The organism is Maricaulis sp. (assembly GCF_048270265.1).
Classification (GTDB): Bacteria; Pseudomonadota; Alphaproteobacteria; order Caulobacterales; family Maricaulaceae; genus Maricaulis.
This window is the reverse complement of sequence record NZ_JBLWTD010000014.1, coordinates 12,360-33,678: the sequence shown is the minus strand read 5'-3', so window position 1 is coordinate 33,678 and position 21,319 is coordinate 12,360. Positions and strand designations below refer to the sequence as shown.

Annotated in this window: 20 protein-coding genes; 5 read left to right on the top strand and 15 right to left on the bottom strand. The window is 62.8% G+C overall.

Going from position 1 to position 21,319, the window contains the following annotated elements; all coding sequences use genetic code 11:
• Positions 1–21 precede the first annotated feature (21 nt).
• A complete protein-coding gene (locus ACN0YF_RS09125) occupies positions 22–954 on the bottom strand; it encodes a bile acid:sodium symporter family protein (RefSeq protein ID WP_417482138.1) in 933 nt (310 codons plus the stop codon).
• A gap of 295 nt (positions 955–1,249) precedes the next feature.
• On the opposite strand from ACN0YF_RS09125, the gene ACN0YF_RS09120 reads away from it, so the two are divergent.
• From ACN0YF_RS09120 to mscL, 4 genes are all read left to right on the top strand, one after another.
• Positions 1,250–1,732 carry a winged helix-turn-helix transcriptional regulator gene (locus tag ACN0YF_RS09120; RefSeq protein ID WP_417482137.1) on the top strand — a complete coding sequence of 161 codons (483 nt, stop codon included), beginning with the start codon at positions 1,250–1,252 and terminating at the stop codon, positions 1,730–1,732.
• An 83-nt stretch (positions 1,733–1,815) separates the two neighbouring features.
• On the top strand, positions 1,816–3,060 hold the full coding sequence (locus ACN0YF_RS09115; RefSeq protein ID WP_417494133.1) for a parallel beta-helix domain-containing protein: 1,245 nt from the start codon (positions 1,816–1,818) through the stop codon (positions 3,058–3,060).
• 134 nt (positions 3,061–3,194) lie between these two features.
• Positions 3,195–3,509 (top strand): hypothetical protein, encoded by a 315-nt coding sequence (locus ACN0YF_RS09110; RefSeq protein WP_417482135.1) that lies wholly within the window; start codon positions 3,195–3,197, stop codon positions 3,507–3,509.
• A 161-nt stretch (positions 3,510–3,670) separates the two neighbouring features.
• Positions 3,671–4,087: a large conductance mechanosensitive channel protein MscL gene (mscL, locus tag ACN0YF_RS09105; RefSeq protein ID WP_417494132.1), complete on the top strand. Its 417-nt coding sequence runs from the start codon at positions 3,671–3,673 to the stop codon at positions 4,085–4,087.
• Between the two features lie 77 nt (positions 4,088–4,164).
• On the opposite strand, the gene ACN0YF_RS09100 is transcribed toward mscL, so the two are convergent.
• Positions 4,165–5,544 (bottom strand): M28 family metallopeptidase, encoded by a 1,380-nt coding sequence (locus tag ACN0YF_RS09100; RefSeq protein ID WP_417494160.1) that lies wholly within the window; start codon positions 5,542–5,544, stop codon positions 4,165–4,167.
• Between the two features lie 91 nt (positions 5,545–5,635).
• Positions 5,636–6,352, bottom strand: a complete 717-nt coding sequence (locus tag ACN0YF_RS09095) for a Crp/Fnr family transcriptional regulator (RefSeq protein ID WP_417494131.1) — start codon at positions 6,350–6,352, stop codon at positions 5,636–5,638.
• Positions 6,353–6,451: 99 nt separating this feature from the next.
• Here ACN0YF_RS09095 and ACN0YF_RS09090 point away from each other — a divergent pair, with 99 nt between their 5' ends.
• Positions 6,452–7,276, top strand: a complete 825-nt coding sequence (locus tag ACN0YF_RS09090; RefSeq protein ID WP_417482131.1) for a sterol desaturase family protein — start codon at positions 6,452–6,454, stop codon at positions 7,274–7,276.
• A 61-nt stretch (positions 7,277–7,337) separates the two neighbouring features.
• Here the strand turns inward: ACN0YF_RS09090 and ACN0YF_RS09085 are convergent, their stop codons facing one another.
• From ACN0YF_RS09085 to ACN0YF_RS09030, 12 genes are all read right to left on the bottom strand, one after another.
• Positions 7,338–8,312, bottom strand: coding sequence for an NADPH:quinone oxidoreductase family protein (locus tag ACN0YF_RS09085; RefSeq protein WP_417494130.1), 975 nt, complete (start codon positions 8,310–8,312; stop codon positions 7,338–7,340).
• Complete coding sequence (locus ACN0YF_RS09080; RefSeq protein ID WP_417494129.1) at positions 8,312–9,514, bottom strand: acetyl-CoA C-acyltransferase; 1,203 nt, start codon at positions 9,512–9,514, stop codon at positions 8,312–8,314. Before ACN0YF_RS09080 ends, ACN0YF_RS09085 begins: the two co-directional genes overlap by 1 nt.
• Positions 9,507–10,286: an acyl-CoA thioesterase gene (locus tag ACN0YF_RS09075; protein WP_417482128.1), complete on the bottom strand. Its 780-nt coding sequence runs from the start codon at positions 10,284–10,286 to the stop codon at positions 9,507–9,509. Before ACN0YF_RS09075 ends, ACN0YF_RS09080 begins: the two co-directional genes overlap by 8 nt.
• A gap of 51 nt (positions 10,287–10,337) precedes the next feature.
• Positions 10,338–11,258, bottom strand: coding sequence for an SDR family NAD(P)-dependent oxidoreductase (locus tag ACN0YF_RS09070; RefSeq protein WP_417482127.1), 921 nt, complete (start codon positions 11,256–11,258; stop codon positions 10,338–10,340).
• A gap of 22 nt (positions 11,259–11,280) precedes the next feature.
• A complete protein-coding gene (locus tag ACN0YF_RS09065; RefSeq protein ID WP_417482126.1) occupies positions 11,281–11,742 on the bottom strand; it encodes a MaoC family dehydratase in 462 nt (153 codons plus the stop codon).
• A complete protein-coding gene (locus tag ACN0YF_RS09060; protein ID WP_417482125.1) occupies positions 11,742–13,454 on the bottom strand; it encodes a class I adenylate-forming enzyme family protein in 1,713 nt (570 codons plus the stop codon). The genes ACN0YF_RS09065 and ACN0YF_RS09060 overlap by 1 nt, the downstream gene beginning before the upstream one ends.
• Positions 13,455–14,699 (bottom strand): acyl-CoA dehydrogenase family protein, encoded by a 1,245-nt coding sequence (locus ACN0YF_RS09055; RefSeq protein ID WP_417482124.1) that lies wholly within the window; start codon positions 14,697–14,699, stop codon positions 13,455–13,457.
• A gap of 54 nt (positions 14,700–14,753) precedes the next feature.
• The gene (locus tag ACN0YF_RS09050; protein WP_417494128.1) at positions 14,754–15,545 is read right to left on the bottom strand and encodes an SDR family oxidoreductase; all 792 of its coding nucleotides are present in this window, start codon (positions 15,543–15,545) and stop codon (positions 14,754–14,756) included.
• A 26-nt stretch (positions 15,546–15,571) separates the two neighbouring features.
• On the bottom strand, positions 15,572–16,711 hold the full coding sequence (locus ACN0YF_RS09045; protein WP_417494127.1) for an acyl-CoA dehydrogenase family protein: 1,140 nt from the start codon (positions 16,709–16,711) through the stop codon (positions 15,572–15,574).
• 11 nt (positions 16,712–16,722) lie between these two features.
• On the bottom strand, positions 16,723–17,898 hold the full coding sequence (locus tag ACN0YF_RS09040; protein ID WP_417482121.1) for an acyl-CoA dehydrogenase family protein: 1,176 nt from the start codon (positions 17,896–17,898) through the stop codon (positions 16,723–16,725).
• 318 nt (positions 17,899–18,216) lie between these two features.
• Positions 18,217–19,092: an acyl-CoA desaturase gene (locus ACN0YF_RS09035; RefSeq protein WP_417494126.1), complete on the bottom strand. Its 876-nt coding sequence runs from the start codon at positions 19,090–19,092 to the stop codon at positions 18,217–18,219.
• 126 nt (positions 19,093–19,218) lie between these two features.
• The gene (locus ACN0YF_RS09030) at positions 19,219–21,258 is read right to left on the bottom strand and encodes a PAS domain-containing protein (protein WP_417494125.1); all 2,040 of its coding nucleotides are present in this window, start codon (positions 21,256–21,258) and stop codon (positions 19,219–19,221) included.
• Positions 21,259–21,319: the final 61 nt, after the last annotated feature.

The window sequence follows — 21,319 nt, the reverse complement described above, 5'->3', positions numbered from 1 at the left end:
TTATTCTGTTTTCCGCGTCGATTATGACGTTTTTTGCTTGTCACCCTTGTGCACCCAATCGAGCGTCCGGAACAAGCCCGCAAGGGCTCCGCCGGAAACCAGGTGCCAGATACTCCACATCGCGGTGATGGCCGCCGCGCCGCCAATGCCGTCGAACTGACTGAGCAGGATCAACAGGCCCAGGCCGCTATTCTGGATCCCGACCTCGAAGGTCAGGGCCCGCCGCCTGGCCACATCCAGGCGCAAGAGCCGCGCCGATCCGGCGCCAAGCGCGAAGGCGCTGGCATTGTGAATGATGGCGATCGGCACAACGATCGCGCCGGCGGCAATGAGGACATTCCAGTTCTGCTGCACGCCCACCGCCACCAGCGCGACCAGCGACAGGAGCGAGAGCGGCGAGAGCACGGTTCGCATCCGCGCTGCCGTGGTCGGGAATTTGGCGGCCACCAGCATGCCCACCGCCAGCGGCAGGGCCAGCAGCGACAGCGTCTGGACCAGGAAGGGCACAGCATCGACATGCAGCGTGTGAACCAGCGCGGCTGTCGGCGGATACAGGCTCGACCAGAACAGGATGGAAACCGGTGTCGCGACCGCCGAGCTGACGCTGGAAATCGCCGTCAGGGACACCGAATAGGCGGTATTGCCGCGCGCGAAATGGGTCAGGATGTTGGACACATTGCCACCCGGACAGCTGGCCACGATGATCATGCCCAGCGCCACGCTGGCCGGCGGCGAGATGATCAGGATCAGACCCATCGTCACCAGCGGCAGGCCGAGGATCTGCGCCGCGACCCCGCCGAGGATGCGCACCGGCTGGCGCCGCACCGCGTCAAAATCCTCCAGACGCAGGGACAGGGCGACCGTAAACATCATCCCGATCAGGATCAGGGCAATGGCGCCGCGAATCTCGTCATTGAGGACAACGCGCAGATCGTCGATCGCTACAGATTCCATTCGTGCCGCCCCCCGTTTCCCGTTGAGCTGGCAGTGTGCAGGGAAACGCCCGGGCGGCAAACGCCGAAGTCAGCCAGCCTTACGGTCCTGTAATATTTCCACGTACAAAAAGGGTCGCCAAGCCGGGATGTGTCGCCTATCGTCCCTCCGCACACAGATAGAGGTCTGCGCGGCGGGTGAGAACATGTTCGCGCGAGACCCGTTGGGCAGCGGGCTCTCACGGCTTCACTGAGTCTTGGGCAATTCGTGTGCGCTACAACTGAACCCGCATATCACGGTCTTTGGGGGACTGTTCATGGGACGCAAAAGATTTGACGAAATGCCGTGCGCCATCGCGCAAACGCTCAATCAGGTCGGAGATTGGTGGACCTTGCTGATCGTCCGGGACGCCATGAAGGGCGCCCGCCGCTTCAGCGATTTTCACGACAGCACCGGCATCGCAAAGAATATCCTGACGGACCGGCTCAACAAGCTGGTTGAAAACAAGATCATGGCGCGCGAGGAAGTCGGCGTGCGCGGTCACCGCCAGGAATACATCCTCACCGAGCGCGGCGAAGCGCTGTTCCCGATCCTGATTGCCATGCAGCAATGGGGCGATCAGTGGGTCTATGGTGAGAAACCACGGCCGGTGGAACTGATCGATACACGCACCGGCGAAAAACTGGCACCGTTGGCCGTCGCCAATGAAAGCGGCATCCCGGTGACCCGTCACGATCTCGGTGCCGCCCCCGACAGTCCGGCTGCCGTGCCGCTGCGCGCCGGACGCGGCTGCAACTGACCTCGCTGCGCGCCAGCGTAGAAACCATCGACATCAACGCCGCGCTCCGCCTATTCTCGAACGGGTTTCCGGAGGGATGATTCATGGGTGCGGTTCTGAGGGCAATGATGATGGCGTTGATGGCGCTGGCGGCCAATCTGACGGGCTGTGGCGCTGCGCAGGAGCGCAATACTGCCGGAGCCGACCGCACCTATCAGAACCTGCTGATCGAACGCCTGATTGATGCCCGCCCCGGCGATGTGATCGAGATCCCTGAAGGCGTGTTCGCCTTCGACCGCTCCCTCAGCCTCAATGTCGATGGCGTCACCCTGCGCGGCCAGGGTCCCGACCGCACGATCCTGAGCTTCCAGGGCCAGGTCCAGGGCGCCGAGGGCCTGCTGGTCACCGCCAATGATTTCACCATCGAAAACCTCGCGATCGAGGACACGATCGGCGATGGGCTGAAGGTCAATAACGGCGAGAATATTATTATTCGAGGCGTTCGCGTCGAATGGACCGCCGGTCCGCGCACCGAAAACGGCGCCTATGGGATCTATCCGGTGCAGACCCGCAATGTGCTGATCGAGAATTCGATCGCCATCGGCGCCTCCGATGCCGGCATCTATGTCGGCCAGTCACGCAATGTCGTCCTGCGCCGCAATCGCGCCGAGCGCAACGTCGCCGGCATCGAGATCGAGAACACGATCGGCGCCGATGTCTACGAGAATGTCGCGACGGAAAATACCGGCGGCATCCTGGTCTTCAACATGCCCAACCTGCCGCAGCCCGGCTATCAGACGCGGGTCTTCAGCAATCACGTCTTTGCCAACAATACCGGCAATTTCGGCCATGCCGGCACGCCGGTCGCCAGCATTCCGGCCGGCTCGGGCGTGGTGGTCAATTCCAATGATCAGGTCGAGATCTTCGACAATGACATTTCCGACAATCGCACGGCCAATATCATTGTCTCCAGCCTGCATTCGACCGGCTATTCAAGCTATTCCGTGCAGGCGGATTTCGACCCCTATCCGGAAGGCATCTTCATCCATTCCAACCGTTTTTCCGGTGGCGGCGACAATCCCGACGGAATGGAGCTTCAGGCGCTCAGACTGCTGATTGGCGGTCCCCTGGGACGCCTGCCGGACGTGTTCTGGGACGGCTATCGCGATGAGGCCAAGCTGGTGGACGGGGTCATGCCGGACGGTTTGCGCCTGTGTCTCGACAATGGCGAGGCCGAACTTGTCAATGCCGACGGTCCCCATGGTTACGCAGCCCCCGCGATCACCACGGACGCCCACCGCTGCACCCTGCCCCGCCTGCCGGCCATCGAGCTTGCTTCGGCCCAGTGATCGCAAGGCGGGCAAAATTTTCGCCTCCGGGGCGAGCAGGCCCCAGCATTTCCCTTGAGACAGGCGTATTGGCGCGCTAGAATTATCGTGATTGGCGCGCCATTCCGGACGCGTCATATCGGGGGAGTGAATTAATGACATTGACCATGATCGCGGCGGCCTTCGCCCTGTTCTCCACACCGACCGAAACCCTGGTCGAGAACGCATTGCAGATCCAGGCCGGCGAAATGACCTACACCACCTTCTTCAACGCTGACGGCACCTACACGACCGATATCGGCGTTGCCGGCACCTGGACCGTGACCAACGGCGAAATGTGCGTCGTGCGCAGCACCGGCGAGAGCGGCTGCCAGCCCGTCGCCGACACGCTGGCGCTTGGCGACAGCTGGGAAGGCGTCAATCCGACCACCGGCATGACCGTGACCTATACGGTTGTCCCGCGCGACTAGCGTCGACTGTCCGATGCGAAATTCCATGCCCCGGCTGCCGCGTGCGGCCGGGGTTTTTGTTGGCCCATAGCAATCTTGCGCCGTGGAGCAACCGTTTGACATCGTATGCGAATAAGTCTCATGGTTAAAATTAATTAACCTGAATCCAAAGGAGAGCCATCATGCTCAAAGAATTCAAAGACTTCGCCATGCGTGGCAATGTCGTCGACCTCGCCGTCGGCTTCATTCTCGGTGGCGCCTTCTCGACCATCGTCAAATCGCTGGTCACCGATATCCTGATGCCGGTCATCGGCATGCTGATGGGCGGGGTCAATTTCTCCGGCCTGTTCGTTGCGCTGGATAACCAGACCTATGCCAGCATCGAAGCCGCACACGAAGCTGGCGCCGGCACGATCAATTACGGCATTTTCATCGACAATGTGATCAGCTTCATCATCGTCGCCTTCGCCCTCTTCCTCATCATCAAGGGCATCAACTCGATGAAGAAGAAGGAAGAGGAAGCTCCGGCCGAGCCCGCCGCTCCACCTGCCGAGCAAGTCCTGCTCACCGAAATCCGCGACCTGCTCGCGAAGAAATAAGCCGGTCCATCCGGACAGAAAAAGCCCCGCGGATCGCTGGATCCGCGGGGTTTTTCATGCCTGCATTCCGGCAAAGACTAGTCGCCGAAAGAGCCCGCCGCACCGGGGAAGACCACCGGCGTTTCCGAACCATCAAGCGCCACGGCCGAAACACCGAAATAATAATTGTCGATCACGACATTCTCGAGCGTGTACTCAGCCACCGGTCCAACGAAACGGCTATAGGTCCATTGCGGCTGATCGGTCAGGCGCCAGTGGACGCGGTAACCGGCCAGATTGGCGGCGGCGGGCCCGCTCGCCAGCGTCCAGCTGAGATGCGTGCTGGGCTGAACGGCGCCCTCGATCGTGACATTGGCCGGGATCGGCGGTGCGCCGGCAATCTGGGCCATGACGGCGATATTCAGGGCCGTCAGCTTGGCCGCGTAGTCGAAATCAACGCCTTCGAGCGTATCGCCATACACGCGGCCATCCTCGGTGCGCAGATCCTGGTGCTGGCGGTCGTAGTGCTCATTGGTCTCCATGATACGGACACCGGGAATGCCAACGGCGTTGAACGGGCGGTGATGGCCGCCGCGGCCAAAGCGGTCGAGCCGGTAGACCATCATGACATCAAGATTGGGGATGTACTGGTCGGCGGTGCGATCCACCATGCGCGCCAGATTGCGTGACGGGCTGTCGACCTCGCCGCCGGTAAAGCGGCGCGCCCTCGCCTCCTCGGGCGTCTCGACATCGCGCGTGCCCTCGGAAAAGACGCGGGCCGTGGCATTGTCGGTGACGCCATTGATCCCGGAGATATTGCCGATCATGTCGTTATTGAGCACGGCCTTGATGCGCCAGCCATTTTCAAGCGCGTGAGCCGCGAGGATCTGACCACCAAACAGGCCCTGCTCCTCGCCCGACAGGCCGGTATAGATGATCGAGCCGTCGAACTCGTGCTGGCTGAGGACGCGGGCCGCTTCGAGAACGCCGGCCATGCCGGAGGCATTGTCATTGGCGCCGGGGCTGTCGGAGGTTCCGTCGAGGGGATCGGTGACCCGGCTGTCGATATCGCCGGACATCAGCACATAGCGGTCCGGGTCAATGCGGCCGCGCTGGATAGCGACGACGCTGACAACCTCGGTCGGTTCGGGAATGCGGGTCTCGCCGGAGATGGTGTCGGAGACGTACATGACTTCCAGGCAGCCGCCGCAATCGGCGGAAATCCGCTCGAACTCGTCATGGATCCAGCGCCGCGCCGCGCCGATGCCGCGGGTATCGCTTTGCGTTTCCGACAGGGTGTGACGCGTGCCGAAGCCGACGAGCGTGCGGATATCCGCTTCGATCCGGTCAGGCGAAACGGCGGCGACATAATCATGCACGGCGAGCACTTCAGCCGGCGGTGCCTGTGCAGGCGTCTGCGCCGCAGCGATGCCGGTGGAGGCCAGAAGGGTCGTGCCCAACAGGATAAGACTGCGCATCATATTTCCCCGATCTCGTGACGATATCTGCGGCGCAGTCTTCGCGCGCTGACCGCCGCGGTCAAGGCGGGCGCGCGTTTAGGCCGCAGGATCAGGCCGACCCGGTGGCGGCGGCGCTGGCCTGCAAGGGTGAGAGCGCCGCCCGGGCACCGATCCAGCTGGCCAGCGCCGCCGGGTCGGGGATCTCGATGCGCCCATAGCCCAGCCTGATCAGCCCGTGCGCCTGCAGCTTTGCCAGCGCCTTGCCACTGGATACGCGCGAAACGCCGAGCGCAAAGGCGAGTTCCGTCTGGGTACAGCGAACGCGATCCGGCCTTTCAGTCGCGCGTGACATTTGCCAGATCAGCTTGGCCGCGCGCACGGGCAGCGGCAATCGGCGCATATCATCGACCAACTCCATCGCCGCGTGCAGCCGACCGGTGACCGCCGTCAGCATGATCCGGCTCAGTTCGGGCTCCTCGGCGAGGATGCCATCGAAGGCGGCACGGCTGATCTGGTCGACCACGGTCTCGCCGATCGCGACCGCATCATGGGTGCGGGGCAAATCGGCAAACAGGGAAAATTCGCCAAAACACTGGCCCGGCCCCATCACGGTGATGACGATATAGGAGCCATCACTGCCCGGATTGCCAAAGCGCACCGATCCGGAGCGCACCATGGACAGGCCGGGCTTGATATCGCCGCGGGCGTGGATCAGGGCGCGGTCGGGATAGCGCACCGGGGTGCCGCTCTCACGCAAGCGGGCCGCCAGTCGCGGCGTCAGCAGATCGCCCAGCGCCGTCATTCCGAAATCGAGCAGGTCGGCCATCCGGACTCCAATTGCAAACTTATTGGCATTCTTGCGGTCAGGAGCAGGGTAAATCAACCCCATCAGACGGGCTGATCATCGGCCCGGTGGAGCTGTGCCATGAAACCGGAATATCTCGCCGTCCTCGCCGTCTTCTTCACCTTCGTTGTGCTGGAAATCATGCTGACCGGCTTCTTCCGCAAGCCCGGCCAGACCCGCGATGATGTCTGGGTCGAACTGGTCTCCGGCTTCGGGCTGATCCTGCTGATCCAGCCCCTGGCGGTGTTTGGCGGCGGCCTGATCGCCAGCCTGGTTGCGCCGCAAGCCCAGGGCATGCTGTCAGGCTGGCCGGTTCTGGCGCAGCTGGCCCTGCTGCTCGTGTTCGACGATCTGTCGCAATACTGGTGGCACCGCGCCTCGCACAGCTTCCCCTGGCTCTACAAGCTGCACCGGCCGCACCACAATGCGGAGTATCTCTCCATCCGCGTCGTCTACCGCAATAACCTGTTCTATTACTTGGCTATGCCGGGGCTGTGGGCCTCGGGTGCGTTGATCTATCTGGGGCTGGGCTGGGTCTATGCCGCCTATCTTGTGGTCAAGATGAGCGTGATCTTCGCCGCCCATTCCGATGTCCGCTGGGACGAACCGCTCTACAAGATCAAATGGCTCTCGCCGCTGATGTGGGTCGTCGAACGCACCATCTCGACGCCGGCCACCCACAGCGCCCATCATGGCAAGCACGCCGATGACGGCATCACCCACTACAAGGGCAATTTCGGCAATCTGCTGTTTTTCTGGGACGTATTGTTCGGCACGGCCAAGATCACACGGCGCTATCCGGAGAAGTTGGGCGTGGAGAATTTGCCGCCGACCAGTGTCGGCGAACAACTGATCTGGCCGCTGATCCGGGCGAAGCCGGAGGCCGAGGCCGCACCGGCGGAATAGCCGCGAGCAACAAAAAAGGCCGGGCAATCGCCCGGCCTTTTCATGTCTGTCTCGCCGGTCCCTACGGAACCAGAACCACTTTCCCGATCGCCTTGCGGCCGGACAGCTCGCCGAAGGCGGCGAGGAAATCGTCGAGCTTGTATCGCCCGGCGACATGCGGCTTGATCTTGCCGGCTTCGAACATCTCGAACAGCTCGGCCATGTTCTGATAATGCGCCGCCGGATCGCGCATCGCCCAGGCCCCCCAGAACACGCCGACAACCGACGCGCCCTTGAGGAGCGGCAGGTTGAGCGGGAGTTTGGGGATTGGCCCCGCGGCGAAACCGATCACCAGGTGACGGCCTTCCCAGGCGATGGAGCGGAAGGCGGTTTCAGCGAAATCGCCGCCGACCGGATCATAGATCACATCAACGCCCTTGCCGCCGGTGATCTCCTTGATCCGGGCGCGCAGGTCTTCGCTGGTGTAGTTGATGCCTTCATCGGCGCCGTGCGCCTTGGCGGCTGCGAGTTTCTCGTCGCTGGAGGCACAGGCGATGACTTTCGCGCCCATCGCCTTGCCGAGCTCGACCGTTGCCAGACCGACACCGCCGGCCGCACCGAGGACCAGCAGGGTTTCGCCCGGCTGGAGTTTGGCGCGCTGTTTCAGGGCGTAATAGGAGGTCGCATAGACCACCGTCAGACCAGCGCCCTCCTCGAAGGACATGCTGTCGGGGATCTTGACGACAGCACCGGCCGGAGCCGCGACCTGTTCGGCGAAAGCGCCGGTCAGCCCGTTGAAACAGACGCGGTCACCGACAGCGACATTGGTGACGCCCTCGCCCAGTGCGGTGACGATACCCGCCCCCTCACCGCCCGGCACGAATGGCAGGGGCGGTTTGAACTGGTATTCGCCGCGCACGCACAAGAGGTCGGGGAAGTTGAGCCCCGCCGCCTTGACGTCGATCATCACATGCGCCGCCGGCAGGGTCGGCGTGTCGATCTCCTCGACCTTCATGCCGGCTTCCGGTCCGAATTCCCGGCAGTACAGCGCGCGCATTACGCCACCTCAAACAGGCCGGCTGCGCCCATGCCGCCACCAACACACATGGTGCAGACGACATATTTGGCACCGCGGCGCTTGCCCTCGATCAGGGCGTGACCGACCATGCGGGCGCCGGACATGCCGTAGGGGTGACCGATCGAGATCGCGCCGCCATCGACGTTCAGGAGCTCGTCAGGAATGCCCAGCTTGTCGCGGCAATAGAGGACCTGGACAGCGAAAGCCTCATTGAGCTCCCACAGGCCGATATCATCCATCTTGAGGCCATTGGCCTTGAGCAGTTTCGGGATCGCGAAGACCGGGCCGATGCCCATTTCGTCCGGATTGGTACCGGCAACCGCGATGCCGCGATAAATGCCGAGCGGCTCGATGCCGCGGCGCTCGGCGTCCTTGGCTTCCATCATCACCGCGGCAGAGGCGCCGTCGGAGAGCTGGGAAGCATTGCCGGCCGTGATGTATTTGCCTTCCTTGATGCGCATGCCATTGGCGAAGACCGGCTTGAGACCACCGAGCATCTCGGCCGAGGTGCCCGGGCGATTGCCCTCGTCCTTTTCCAGCGTGACCTCGATGTCCTGGACCTCGCCGGTTTCCTTGTTCATGAATTTCATCGTCGTCGGCAGCGGCACGATCTCGGCATCGAAACGGCCGGCCTGCTGGGCCGCATGGGTGCGGGCCTGCGACTGGGCGGCATACTCGTCCTGGCGCTCACGGCTGATGCCATAGCGATCGGCGACGACTTCAGCCGTTTCCAGCATCGACATGTAGAGGTCGGGCTTGTTCTCGATGATCCAGGGATCGACATCCCAGTTCTTGGTCATCTTGTCGGTCTGGACCAGGGAAATGCTCTCCAGCCCGCCGCCAACGGTGACCTTCATGCCATCGGTAATGATCTGCTTGGCCGCCGTGGCGATCGCCATCATGCCCGAGGCACACTGACGGTCCATCGACATGCCGGCGACCGTGTCGGGCAGGCCGGCGCGGATCAGGCTGTTGCGGGCGATATTGCGGCCCGTGGTGCCCATCTGCATGGCACAGCCCATGACGACATCGTCAATCTCGCTGGGATCAACACCGGAGCGCTTGACCGCTTCGCCGATGGCGTGACCGCCCAGGGTCGGGCCGGAGGTGGCATTGAAGGCGCCGCGATAGGCCTTGCCGATCGGGGTACGCGCCGTGGATACGATGACAGCTTCACGCATGGGTTTCACTCCTTGTGGGTTGTTTGTACCAGACGATTTGCTGGGTTGTGGCCAGCAGGCGTCCGTCGCGGCTCCAGATCCGCGCATGTTGGTCGTAGAAACCGCGTCCGCCGCGGGCGGCATGGGTTTCGATGAGCATGTAGTCGGTGCCGACTGCGGCATAATCCTCGGGGCTGGCATGGAGATAGACGGTCATCGAGACCGTCGCGACCATGCCGGGTTCGCCCGTGACGAAGAACAGGCGTGGCGTCGGCGAATCAGCCAGGGCTACGAGCGCCACCGGGTCGAGCGGGCGGTCCGGATCGAGGCGGATCCAGGCCAGGTTATCGGTCCGGTCGAGCCCCTTGCCGAAGGGCGGGCTTTGCGTCGGCCGCATCTCGACCGTGCGTGACCAGGCCATGGGCAGGATGGCGCGATCACAATCCTCGGGCGGCGGCGCATCGGGGCGCGAGCCCTCGGTCCAGGCGAGGGTTTCGCGGCGACGCGACAGGATGCCCATCGCCCGGTTGGACGGTCCCTTGTCGCCCTGAGCGGTCAGGGAGGCATTCCAGAATTGCGTATTCTTGCCGCCACGATCACAGACAACATCCAGCGTGATCGGGCCTTCGCGAGCCCCGGCGAGGAAATCGGTGGTGATCGAGACCAGCTCCATCTCCGGACCGGCCGCCTCGATCAGGCCCTTGGCCATGACCGCGGCGCTCCAGCCACCATAGGGGCCGATCATATTCTTGAAATGCTCGGTCGCCATGCCTTCGAAACGAACCTCGGACATATCGCCCGAGATTCGCTTCAAAGCCGTGGATTGGTCAAAAAGATGCACGGATCAGCCCAGTTTCACGCCGAAATGAGCGGCAGCCTTGGCGAGGAATTTCATCGTCTGCTGACCGCCCTGCTCGAACATTTGCTGGCCGGCCGGGTCGATAATGGCGTCGATATTGGCGGCGACATTTTCCGGTGTCTGCTGCTCCGGCGGCAGATAGATGCCATCGGTCTCGTAGACACGCGTCGCGGCATAGCCACCGGCTCCGGCGCACAGCACCAGGCGCGAAGGCGCATCATGGCTGACCAGATAGACCAGGCCGGCCGAGACGCTCTCAACCGTCATCAGCTTGAGCGCTTCGTCCGGGATCAGGCCTTCGGTCATGCGGGTTGCGGCCGTCGGCGACAGGGCATTGACGCGAATGCCGTATTTGGCGCCTTCCAGGTGGAGGACGTTCATGAAGCCGACGAGGCCCATCTTGGCGGCGCCGTAATTGGCCTGACCGAAATTGCCGTAAATGCCCGACGACGACGAGGTCATGACGATGCGGCCATACTGGCGCTCGCGCATGTGATCCCAGAGCGCCTTGGTGCAGATGGCCGAACCGGTGAGATGCACGGCGGTCACGGCGTTGAAATCCGCCATGTCCATCTTGGCGAAACTCTTGTCGCGCAGGATGCCGGCATTATTGACCAGGATATCGACCTGGCCGAAGGCCTTCATCGCCTCGGCGACCATGTCGGCGACTTCGTCTTCCTTGGTGACATTGGCAGTGTGCGAGATCGCCTCGCCGCCAGCGGCGCGGATTTCCGCGGCGACATCCTCGGCCGCCGAGCCGGAGCCGACACCGTCGACCGACCCGCCCATGTCATTGATGACAAGCTTGGCACCGCGCGAAGCGAGTGCCAGGGCGTGGGAACGCCCGAGACCATTGCCGGCGCCGGTCACGACGGCGACACGGCCATCAAAACGAATTTCACTCATATCATGTCTCCGAAAATGGGCGTTAGGCGACGACCTGCATCGTCAGCCATTGGGCAATAAGGGCGGGCTTGTCCTCGCCTTCGATCTCGACCGTGACGCCGAAGCGCAACATCCACTGGCCCGGATTCTTCTCAACCGCGTCCTCGAGCACGAAACGGCCCCGGATTTTCTTGCCGGAACTGACCGGCACCAGAAAACGCACCTTGTCGAAGCCGTAATTGATCCCCATCGCCATGCCTTCGAGCGTAAAGGCGATGTCCATCGCCATGCGCGAGAGCATGGAGAGCGAGAGGAAGCCGTGGGCGATCGTGCCGCCAAACGGGGTTTCCTTCGCGGCGCGCTCGGGATCGAGGTGGATGAATTGATGGTCCTCGGTGACATCGGCGAACTGGTCGATGCGCGACTGGTCAAGCTCGATCCAGTCGGACAGGCCGATTTCCTGGCCGATATGCTTGGCGAGATCCGCAGGTTTGGTGCTGGCCATCAGTCTATGTCTCCGTCGGTCAGAAGCTGTTTTCTCAAGCCCGGCTTGTCGACCTTGCCGGTGCCGCCGCGTGGCAGTGGCGCGTCGAGACGCCAGTAGTGAGCGGGACGTTTGAAGGCCGCCAGATGCGGCTTCAGGAATTCGTCGATCTCGTCATTGTGGAGCGTCGCGCCCTCCCGCAGCAGGATCGCCGCGCCAACGCGCTCGCCGAGCCGTTCGTCAGGAATACCGATCACGGCCGCCTCGATGATATCGGGATGGGCCGCCAGGGCGCCCTCCACTTCCAGGCAGGAGATATTCTCGCCGCCGCGGATCACCATGTCCTTGAGCCGGTCAACGATGGAGAGGAAGCCCTCGTCATCGAGCACGCCGACATCACCGGTCTTGAACCAGCGATCCTCGGTCAGCACTTCTGCCGTCGCCTCGGGCTGGTTGAGATAACCCTTGAACAGGCATGGCGACTTGATCCAGACCTCGCCCGGCTCACCGGCCGGCGCCGTCGAGCCATCGGGCCGGACGATCTTGATCTCGGTCACCGCCGGAACGGCGCGGCCGCAGGAGCCCGGCTTGGCCTGGTATTCCGCCATATTGTTGTAGGCGCCCAGGGCATTGGTCTCGGTCAGGCCGTAGCCCGAACTCGACCAGGCCTGCGGGAAGACCTTGGCGAGGCGTTCGACATGCGCTGCAGGCCGCTTGGCGCCGCCCGAACCCATATCCATCAGACTGTCGAGATGCACGCCGCGGCGTTCCGCCTCCAGCGTCACCTCGTGCGACATGGTCGGCACACCGACCATATTGGTGAGCTGTTCGCGTTCGATCAGATCGACGGCATTGGCCGCATCCCATTTGCGCATCAGCACCATTTTCCGGCCCGAGAGCAGCGAGGTCATGAAGACCGCGTGCGACCCGGTGCAATGGAAAAGCGGCACTGCGACCAGGACGCCAGGATTGTCACCAAAATGATCGGTTCCGCCCATGGCATGCTTCATCGCTGCACCGAGCAGGCCGTAGGACATAACCGCCGTCACCGCACCGCGATGCGTCAACACCGCGCCCTTGGGCGCACCGGTCGAACCGGAGGTGTAGAAGATCGCAAAGTCGGAATCGGTGTCGATGGTCAGTTCCGGTGCCGGCTTGCCGGCCCCCGCGGCGACAAGGGCATCAAAACTGTCGGTACAGCCCTCAACCCCGGCACGAATGCCGATCAGGGTGAGATCAAGGCTCTTGAGATGGGGCAGCATGCGCTCGGCCTGCCGCGAGCCGGCAATGACGATCTTGGCGCCACTGTCGCGCAGGCCATAACCGACCTCTTCGCTGGTCCACCAGCCATTCATCGGCACGACAACGCCGCCCGCGGCGATAATGCCGAGGAAACACGCCATCCATTCCGGGCAGTTGCGCATTGCCAGGACAACGCGCGTTCCCGGGGTGACGCCATGGCGCTCGATCAGCCCGTTGGCGACCGCGATGGCCTTGCCGACCAGCTCGCCATAGGTCCAGCGCTGGTCCTCGAACACGACCGCTGTCTTGTCCTTGAACTCGGCCGCGGTAGCGAGGAGGAAGCGAAGGTCCGGCGGCGCATTGACATAACCGCGTTGCTTGACGCCGAAATTCTCGATTTCACCAACAGCGAACAAGGGTTCGTTGGCGACGATGAATTCGACGACCTTGTCGACCTGGTCACGCGACGGGGCCGGTTTGCGATCCGCCATTCAGCCCTCCATCGCCTCGTTGACATAGCGCTTGAGCTCCTGGCGCGCGATCACCATGCGGTGGACGGCGTCAGGACCATCGGCAAAGCGCAGGGTGCGCAGGCCGACCCACATGCTGGCCAGCGGCGTATCCTGGGAGACACCGGTACCGCCATGCATCTGCATCGCCTCGTCGACCGTCTCCAGCGCCACGCGCGGTGCGATGACCTTGATCTGGGAGATGTAGGGGGCTGCCGCGCGGGCATCGCCCTGGTCCATCATCCAGGCCGCCTTCAGGCACAGGAGACGCGCCTGTTCGATCGCCATGCGGCGTTCGGCGATGATGTCCTTGTTGGCACCGAGACGCGCGAGCTTCTGGCCGAAGGCCGTGCGCGAGACAGCGCGGCGGCACATCAGTTCCATCGCCCGCTCCGACTGGCCGATGGCGCGCATGCAGTGGTGGATGCGGCCAGGTCCAAGCCGGCCCTGGGAAATTTCGAAACCCTTGCCGCGGCCGAGAATGATCGCGTCCTTGGGAATGCGCACATTGGTGAAACGGATATGCATATGGCCGTGTGGCGCGTCGTCATGACCGAACACGGTCATCGGACGCAGAAGCTCGATACCCGGTGTGGCGGCGTCGACGAGGAATTGCGAATGACGGCCATGGCGGCCGGCCTCTTCGCCTTCGGTGCGGGCCATCAGTACATAGACGGCGCAGCGCGGGTCACCGGCGCCCGAGGCCCAGTATTTCTCGCCATTGAGGACCCACTCATCGCCATCAAGCACGGCGGAGAAGGCGATATTGGTCGCATCCGACGACGCCACATCCGGCTCGGTCATCAGATAGGCGGAGCGCTTCTTGCCCTCGAGCAGATCGGAGAGCCAGCGTTCCTTTTGCGCCGTCGAGCCATAGCGCTCGATGACTTCCATATTGCCGGTGTCCGGCGCGGAACAGTTGAAGACTTCCGGTGCGAGAAAGGACCAGCCCATTTCCTCGGCGAGATAGGCGTATTCCAGCGTCGTCAGACCATAGCCGCGATCGGAACCGGTGAGCCAGAAATTCCACAGGCCGCGTTCGCGGGCCTTGGCTTTCAGGGTTTCACGGATTTCGATCTGGCGGTCGGTAAAGGCAAAACGTTCGCCGCCGGCGGCCTTGCCAACCTCGGCATGATACTCATCCTCGAGCGGCAGGATTTCGTCGCGCACCATGGCCCGAACCTGCTCGATCAGCGGCTTGACCCGCTCTGAAATACCTAAGTCCATCTCATCTCTCCCGTGAATATCTGGTTTGGTGTGTTTCGTGGGCGCGGCGTCAGCCTAGACCGGCCGGCCGCGCTCGCTGACCATCATGCGGCGGAACTTGCGCATGCCGCCGAGCCAGCGATCCCGCTGGGTGGCCCGCAAGGCTTCGTAATCGGCGACCTTCGGATGCGAAAAGGCCAGGAAATGCTTGTTCTCGATCGCAGCCAGCATCGCCTCGGCGACGTCTGACGGCTCGACAATCCCGTCAGCACCGGCAATACCGCCATCCTCGCTGCCGCCGAGCATATCAGTGCGCACCGCCTGCGGACAGACGCAGACAACCTGCAGACCTTCATCGCCATGGGCAATCGCCAGGCTCTCCGCGAAGGAGACGGCAGCGTGCTTGCTGGCGCTGTAGGAGGAGGCGCCGATCTGGGCCAGCAGGCCGGCCGCCGAAGCGACCAGGACGAAAACGCCGCCGCCACGCGGTTTCATCCGCGGCCAGACCTGACGCGCACCACGCACGGCGCCCATCACATTGACCTCGAAACTGTCATGCCACGCCTTGTCGTCGGCTCCAGCCGCATCCCAGCTCGGTTCGTCGGTGCGCAGGATGCCGGCATTGGAGACATAGACATCGACAGGCCCGAGACGGTCCTCGGTCTGGATCAGGAAAGCCGCAATATCGGCCTCCCTTGTGACATCGACGCGGGCGCCATAGCCGTCGAACTGTTTGGCCGCCTGTTCAGCGCCCTCCAGATCGGCGATCGCGACTTTCGCGCCGCGTTCGTGAAAGGCCTTGGCCATGGCCAGGCCGATCCCGCGGGCACCGCCCGTGATCGCGACCACTTTTCCTGTGTAATCCATATCGGCCCTCCCCGGCCTTGACCGGCTTAGTATTTGCGCAAACGTGCGAACTTGTCGGTGTGGTAATTGGCATCACCATACATCGCTTCGGCGACGCGGACGCGTTTGATGAAGAAGCCGATATCGTATTCGTCGGTCATGCCGATACCGCCATGCATCTGAATCGCCTCGCGGGCCGCAAGCTGGGCGACCTGGCCCAGTTTCGACTTCGCCGCCGAGACCATCATCGCAGCATGGTCGGGCGCCATGTCCAGAGTCTGCAACGCCTTGAGGACGATGGATTTGCCCAGCTCGATCTCGGTATAGAGATGCGCGGCGCGATGTTGCAGCGCCTGGTAGGTGCCGATGATTTCGCCGAACTGCTTGCGTTCGCGCAGGTAGCCGAGCGTCTGGCCCAGGCATTCCTGCGCCGAACCGGACATTTCGGCCGCCAGACCGGCGCGTCCGGCATCAAGCACGGCTTCCAGCGCCGTATAGCCGCCATCGACCTCGCCGAGGACGGCATCGGCGGTGACCTCAACGCCCTCAAGCGTGATCGCAGCCGAGTTACGGCTATCGATCATTGAGGCGCGTTCAACCGAAACGCCCGCGGCCTCACGCGGCACCAGGAAGAGCGTGATGCCTTCCGGCTCGCCATCAGCGCCGGCCGTGCGGGCCGAGACGATCAGCATGTCGGCGACATGGCCTTCGGCGACGAAGGATTTGCGGCCATCGAGCTTGAAGCCATTGCCCGAGCGCTGCGCCGTCGTGGTTACGGTCGAGGGATTGTGTTTATGGGTCTCGTCGACAGCCAGGGCCGTGAGAAAATCACCGGCGGCCAGACGCGGCAGGAATTCCGCCTTCTGGGACTCGCTGCCAAAACGCGACAGCGCCGTGGCGCCCAGGATCGCGGTCGACAGGAAAGGCGAAGCGGTCAGAGTGCGGCCCATTTCCTCGGCAATCACACCGGCGGCGACATGGCCCATGGCGACACCGCCATGGTCTTCGGGCACCAGCACGCTGGCCCAGCCCATTTCGGCCATGTCCTTCCAGGTCTTGCGATCAAAACCATCGGCGCTTTCCGTGTCGCGCAGCTTGCGCAACTGGCTGATCGGAGCCGACGTCTTGAGATACCCCTTGGCGGCATCCTTGAGCATGCCTTGTTCTTCATTCAGCAGCATTGCCATGTGATGTCTCCTCAGGCGCTCGGCAGGTCGAGAATGCGTTTCGAGATGATGTTGAGCTGAACCTCGGAGGTTCCGCCCTCGATCGAATTGGCCTTGGTGCGCAACCAGTGCCGCGCCACATCGCCATCGCCATCCCACGCCAGACCGTCATGGCCCGAGCCGTCCATCATCAATTCAAGCCGGCGCTTGTTGAGCTCGGTGCCGTAATATTTCAGCATCGAGGAATTGGCGCCCACGCCCTGGCCGGACTTGGCCTCTTCGGTGACGCGCTCCATCGTCGCCAGAAATGCCAGACCATCGATCTCGGCGCGCGCGACATCGGTGCGCAGGACCGGATCGGACAGCTGGCCGTGCTCATTGAGCCCGACCTGCTGGATGGCGACATCGCCCATCGGCCGCATGGTGCCGGTTCCGGCGCCCGTGCCGCCAATCATCTCGCGCTCATGGGTGAGCAGGTATTTGGCGATGCTCCAGCCCTTGTTGATTTCGCCGACGAGATTTTTCTTCTCGGCGCGGGCATCATCAAAGAAGGTCTCGCAGAAGGGCGATTTGCCGGAGATCAGCTTGATCGGCTTGGTGGTGACGCCGGGCTGATCCATGTCGACGAGGATGAAGCTGATGCCTTCATGCTTCTTGGCGGCGAAATCGGTGCGCACCAGCACGAAGATCCAGTCAGCCTGGTCGGCATAGGAGGTCCAGATTTTCTGGCCATTGACGAGGTAATGATCGCCCTTGTCCTCGCACTTGGTCATCAGGGCCGCGAGGTCGGAGCCGGCATTCGGCTCGGAATAGCCCTGGGCCCAGCGGATTTCACCGCGGGCGATCTTGGGCAGGTGTTCGAGCTTTTGCTCTTCATTGCCGTATTTGAGCAGCGCCGGCCCAAGCATCCAGATGCCGAAGGAGACCAGGGGCGAGCGCGCCTTGATGCGTCCCATTTCCTCGCGCAGCACCTTGGCTTCGTCTTTCGAGAGACCACCGCCGCCATAGGCAACCGGCCATTCCGGCACAGTCCAGCCCTTGGCGGCCATGCGATCGAGCCAGGTTTTCTGCGCGTCCGACTGGAAGACCGCCTTGCGGCCGCCCCAGACCGCATCGCTTTCGGCTTTCATCGGGCGGCGCATTTCGTCCGGGCAATTGGCTTCAAGCCAGGCGCGCGTCTCGGCGCGGAAGGTATCAAGATCCGGCATGTTTCTCCCCAGTCTGTCGCGACTTATTTGTCATTATCGAACATTCGGTATGAAGCTTTGATGCAGACGCTAACGCCGATCCGCCACCCGGTCCATGCTTCAACATAGCCTTTTCTGCGAAAAATCAGTGCCGGCAACGGCAGGCCTCAACTTCCATTTTCGCATATACGGGATGCAAATCCGGCCCACTGGCCAGCACCTGCCCCGGAACCGCCTGCCCGCGCGGAAAAACGGGCCCGCACCCGACGCCGCGACGGGCAGACAATCAAAAGCCCCGGCAGGATTGCCGGGGCTGATTGTTACGCGACCGCGGCCGGATCAGGCGAATTGTGGCGCGATTTCCAGATTCTTGGCCAGGCCGAGACGGCGCAGGACCAGAAGCATGGTGCCGTTATAATCGACAATCCGGTTCCAGATGCCGCGCTTGGGCAAATGCAATGCGCTGCGCGGGAATTCATGATGGTGATCGTGCAGGGCTTCGCCGCCGGTCAGCAGGGCCAGCAGGTAATCAACCCATTTCGGCGTTTCCAGATGGCCGAAGACATTCACACCCAGCGTGGTGGCGTGGAACTGGATGCCACGGCCAATGATCACACAGGCATGCAGCAGGGCGAGCAGGATCAGCGACCCGCCGCTCAGGGCGACAGCCAGATAGACCAGGCCCGGAATCAGGAAATGCATCACCAGCGAAAGCGAGACGTGAAAACGGTCAGCGAACAGGACGACCTTGTTTTCCTTCAGCCAGACCGGCATCGGACGTTCGAGATCGGCAGAATCACGCCACAGGATCCAGCCCATCCAGGCCCAGACCTTGCTCTCAAAGGGATTGTGGGGGTCGCCGGGATTGTCGGCAAAGCGGTGATGCTGGGAATGATAGTTCACCCAGTCTTTCAGCGAACCCTGCATCGCCAGGATGCAATTGAACATGAAGATGACCTGGGCCGGCCATTTGATCTCGCCGGCGCGGTGTTGCCAGATCCGGTGCAAGGGACCGATCCCCATATTGCAGAGGAAGATCGTCGCAGCCATCACAGCCAGGCCAAGCGGTGCATACCACCAGTGCAGGGTCAGCCCCTCAAGCGCCAGGCCGAGCACGACCATGGTCACCAACAGCGCAACCCCCAGAACCGGATAGAGAATAACCGAGAAAACACTGGCCCAGTTGAGCGTACCCCAAGTTCGGATTATCGACATGGATCGCGTCATTACAGGACTGTCAGGCTTCATAGGGTCAAACTCATTGTTGGATTTCAGATATGGATAACATGGGGTGGGTCGCAGGAAATGTCGACAATCTCACTGCATAGGTCAAATCATAGTTTACGAGGGGAGCGTCTCACCGGCACCGGCCGCGATGCCCATGACCTCCTCCGCCGGGTCCAGCGGCCACTCGATATGGAAGCCGGTGCCCACCCCCGGCTCACTCTCCACCCGGATGCGCCCGCCATGACGCTCGACGACACGCTGACACAGGGCCAGACCGATCCCGGTGCCCGGATAGGCATCGCGCGGGTGCAGGCGCTTGAACATCTCGAAGACACGTTCGGCATAGCGGCTGGGGAAGCCGATGCCATTGTCACGGACCAGGATTTGCCAGCTTGAACCGTCGTCTGTCTGCCTCGCCTCGAAGCTCACCTGTGGCGGTGCCTCGCCGCGATACTTGAGTGAATTGCTCAAGAGGTTGTGGAAGAGCTGGCGCAGCAGGAGCGGATCGCCGCGCAGGACCGCATCGCTCTCACAGGTGATCGTCGCGCCGGTTTCGGCGATGGTGAGCTCGAAATCATTGCACACATCCTCGACCAGCACAGACAGCGGCACATCCGCGAACTGCATCTCGTCATTCGAGGACCGCGAATAGCTCAACAGGTCCTGGATCAGTTGGCGCAGGCGCTGCGCGCCGTCGACCATCCGGTCAATCAGCATGCGGCCGCGCTCATCCATGCTGCCCGAATAGTCCCGCGCCAGCAGGGCGCCGAAACTGGTGATCTTGCGCAGGGGTTCCTGCAGGTCATGCGAGGCGATCGAGGCATATTGCTCCAGCTCGCGATTGGTGCGGCGCAGCTCATCGGCCTGCAAGGCCATGCGCATCTCGGCTTCCTTGCGCTCGGTGATGTCATGGCAGGAGCCGGCCATGCGCACCGGCTCGCCATTTTCGTTCCAGATGGCCTGGCCGCGCGTGTGCACCCAGATCACGCGTCCGTCCGGCAGGCGATTGCGGTACTCGACGCGATACTCGGTTTCGCGCGCCAGGTGCCGCTGCAGCATGTCGAGGACGCGGTCACGATCGTCTTCATGGATGCGCGCGGCAAATTTCTCGATCGACAATTCCGGTTCCGCGATGCCCGGAGCGAGGATGCGTTTGAGTTGCTCCGACCAGAACACGGATCCGCTCGCGACATCCCAGTCCCAGATTCCCACACCGGTGCCACGAACGGCGAGCTCATAGCGCTCCTCGCTGCGGAGCAACGCTTCACTGTCCCGCTTGCGCTCGGTGATATCCTCGATCGACCCGGCCATGCGTTGCGGCACACCGGCCCGGTCCCACACCGCCTGGCCGCGCGAATGCACCCAGATAAAGTGACCGTCGGCATGACGGATGCGGTGCTCGATCCTGTAGGGCACACGATCCTTGAGATGGCGCTCGATCGCCTCGGCCATCGCCTCGCGCTCATCCGGGTGCTGCAAGTCGGTGAAATCCCCGACCTGCGGCGTGTGAGTCGCCGGATCCATTCCCAGCAATTCGTAACAGCGCGGCGACCAGTAGACCGAATTGCCGATCATGTCCCAGTCCCACAAACCGGCACTCGAGCCACGAACGGCGAGGTCAAATCGCGCTTCGGCCTGCTGCAGCGAAACATGGTGGCCCACGAGGGCTGCGGCCGTCTCCAGCACATTGCGGTCATCCGCATCGAACGGGGTCTGGCGCGCGGCGTCAGCCGTGACGTTGAGCGTGCCGTGAAGCTGGCCATCCACCAGGATACGCGCGCCGGCATAAGCCTGGGCGTTTCCGGTGCGGAACCCCGGATAGCGCTCATACTCACTTCCGGCAGCACAGGCGGCCATGATGGTCTGGTCGAGTTCGACAACCTGCTGGCACCAGCTCCCGGCCAGGTCCAGCGTGTCCCCGACCGCATATTGCCCCGTATCGTCAATGATATACTCGACCGAGTAGCGCCCGGACTGGATCTGGCAAACCGCCGCACGCGGCAAATCGAAATGGGCTTTGACGCGCTGCAGGATCTCGAGAATGGCGCGCCCGTGATCGGCGTGGCCGACCGAGCTCAGTCGGACCAGGTCGAGCACGGTCTGATAGGCATGTGATCGGCCTGGAGCCTCGCCCCTGTTCTGATCTGCCACCATCAAATGCCTATCCGAGTTATGGCTGCAGCTCACCTGAACAGCGCCGGTCTTGCGGTGAGGG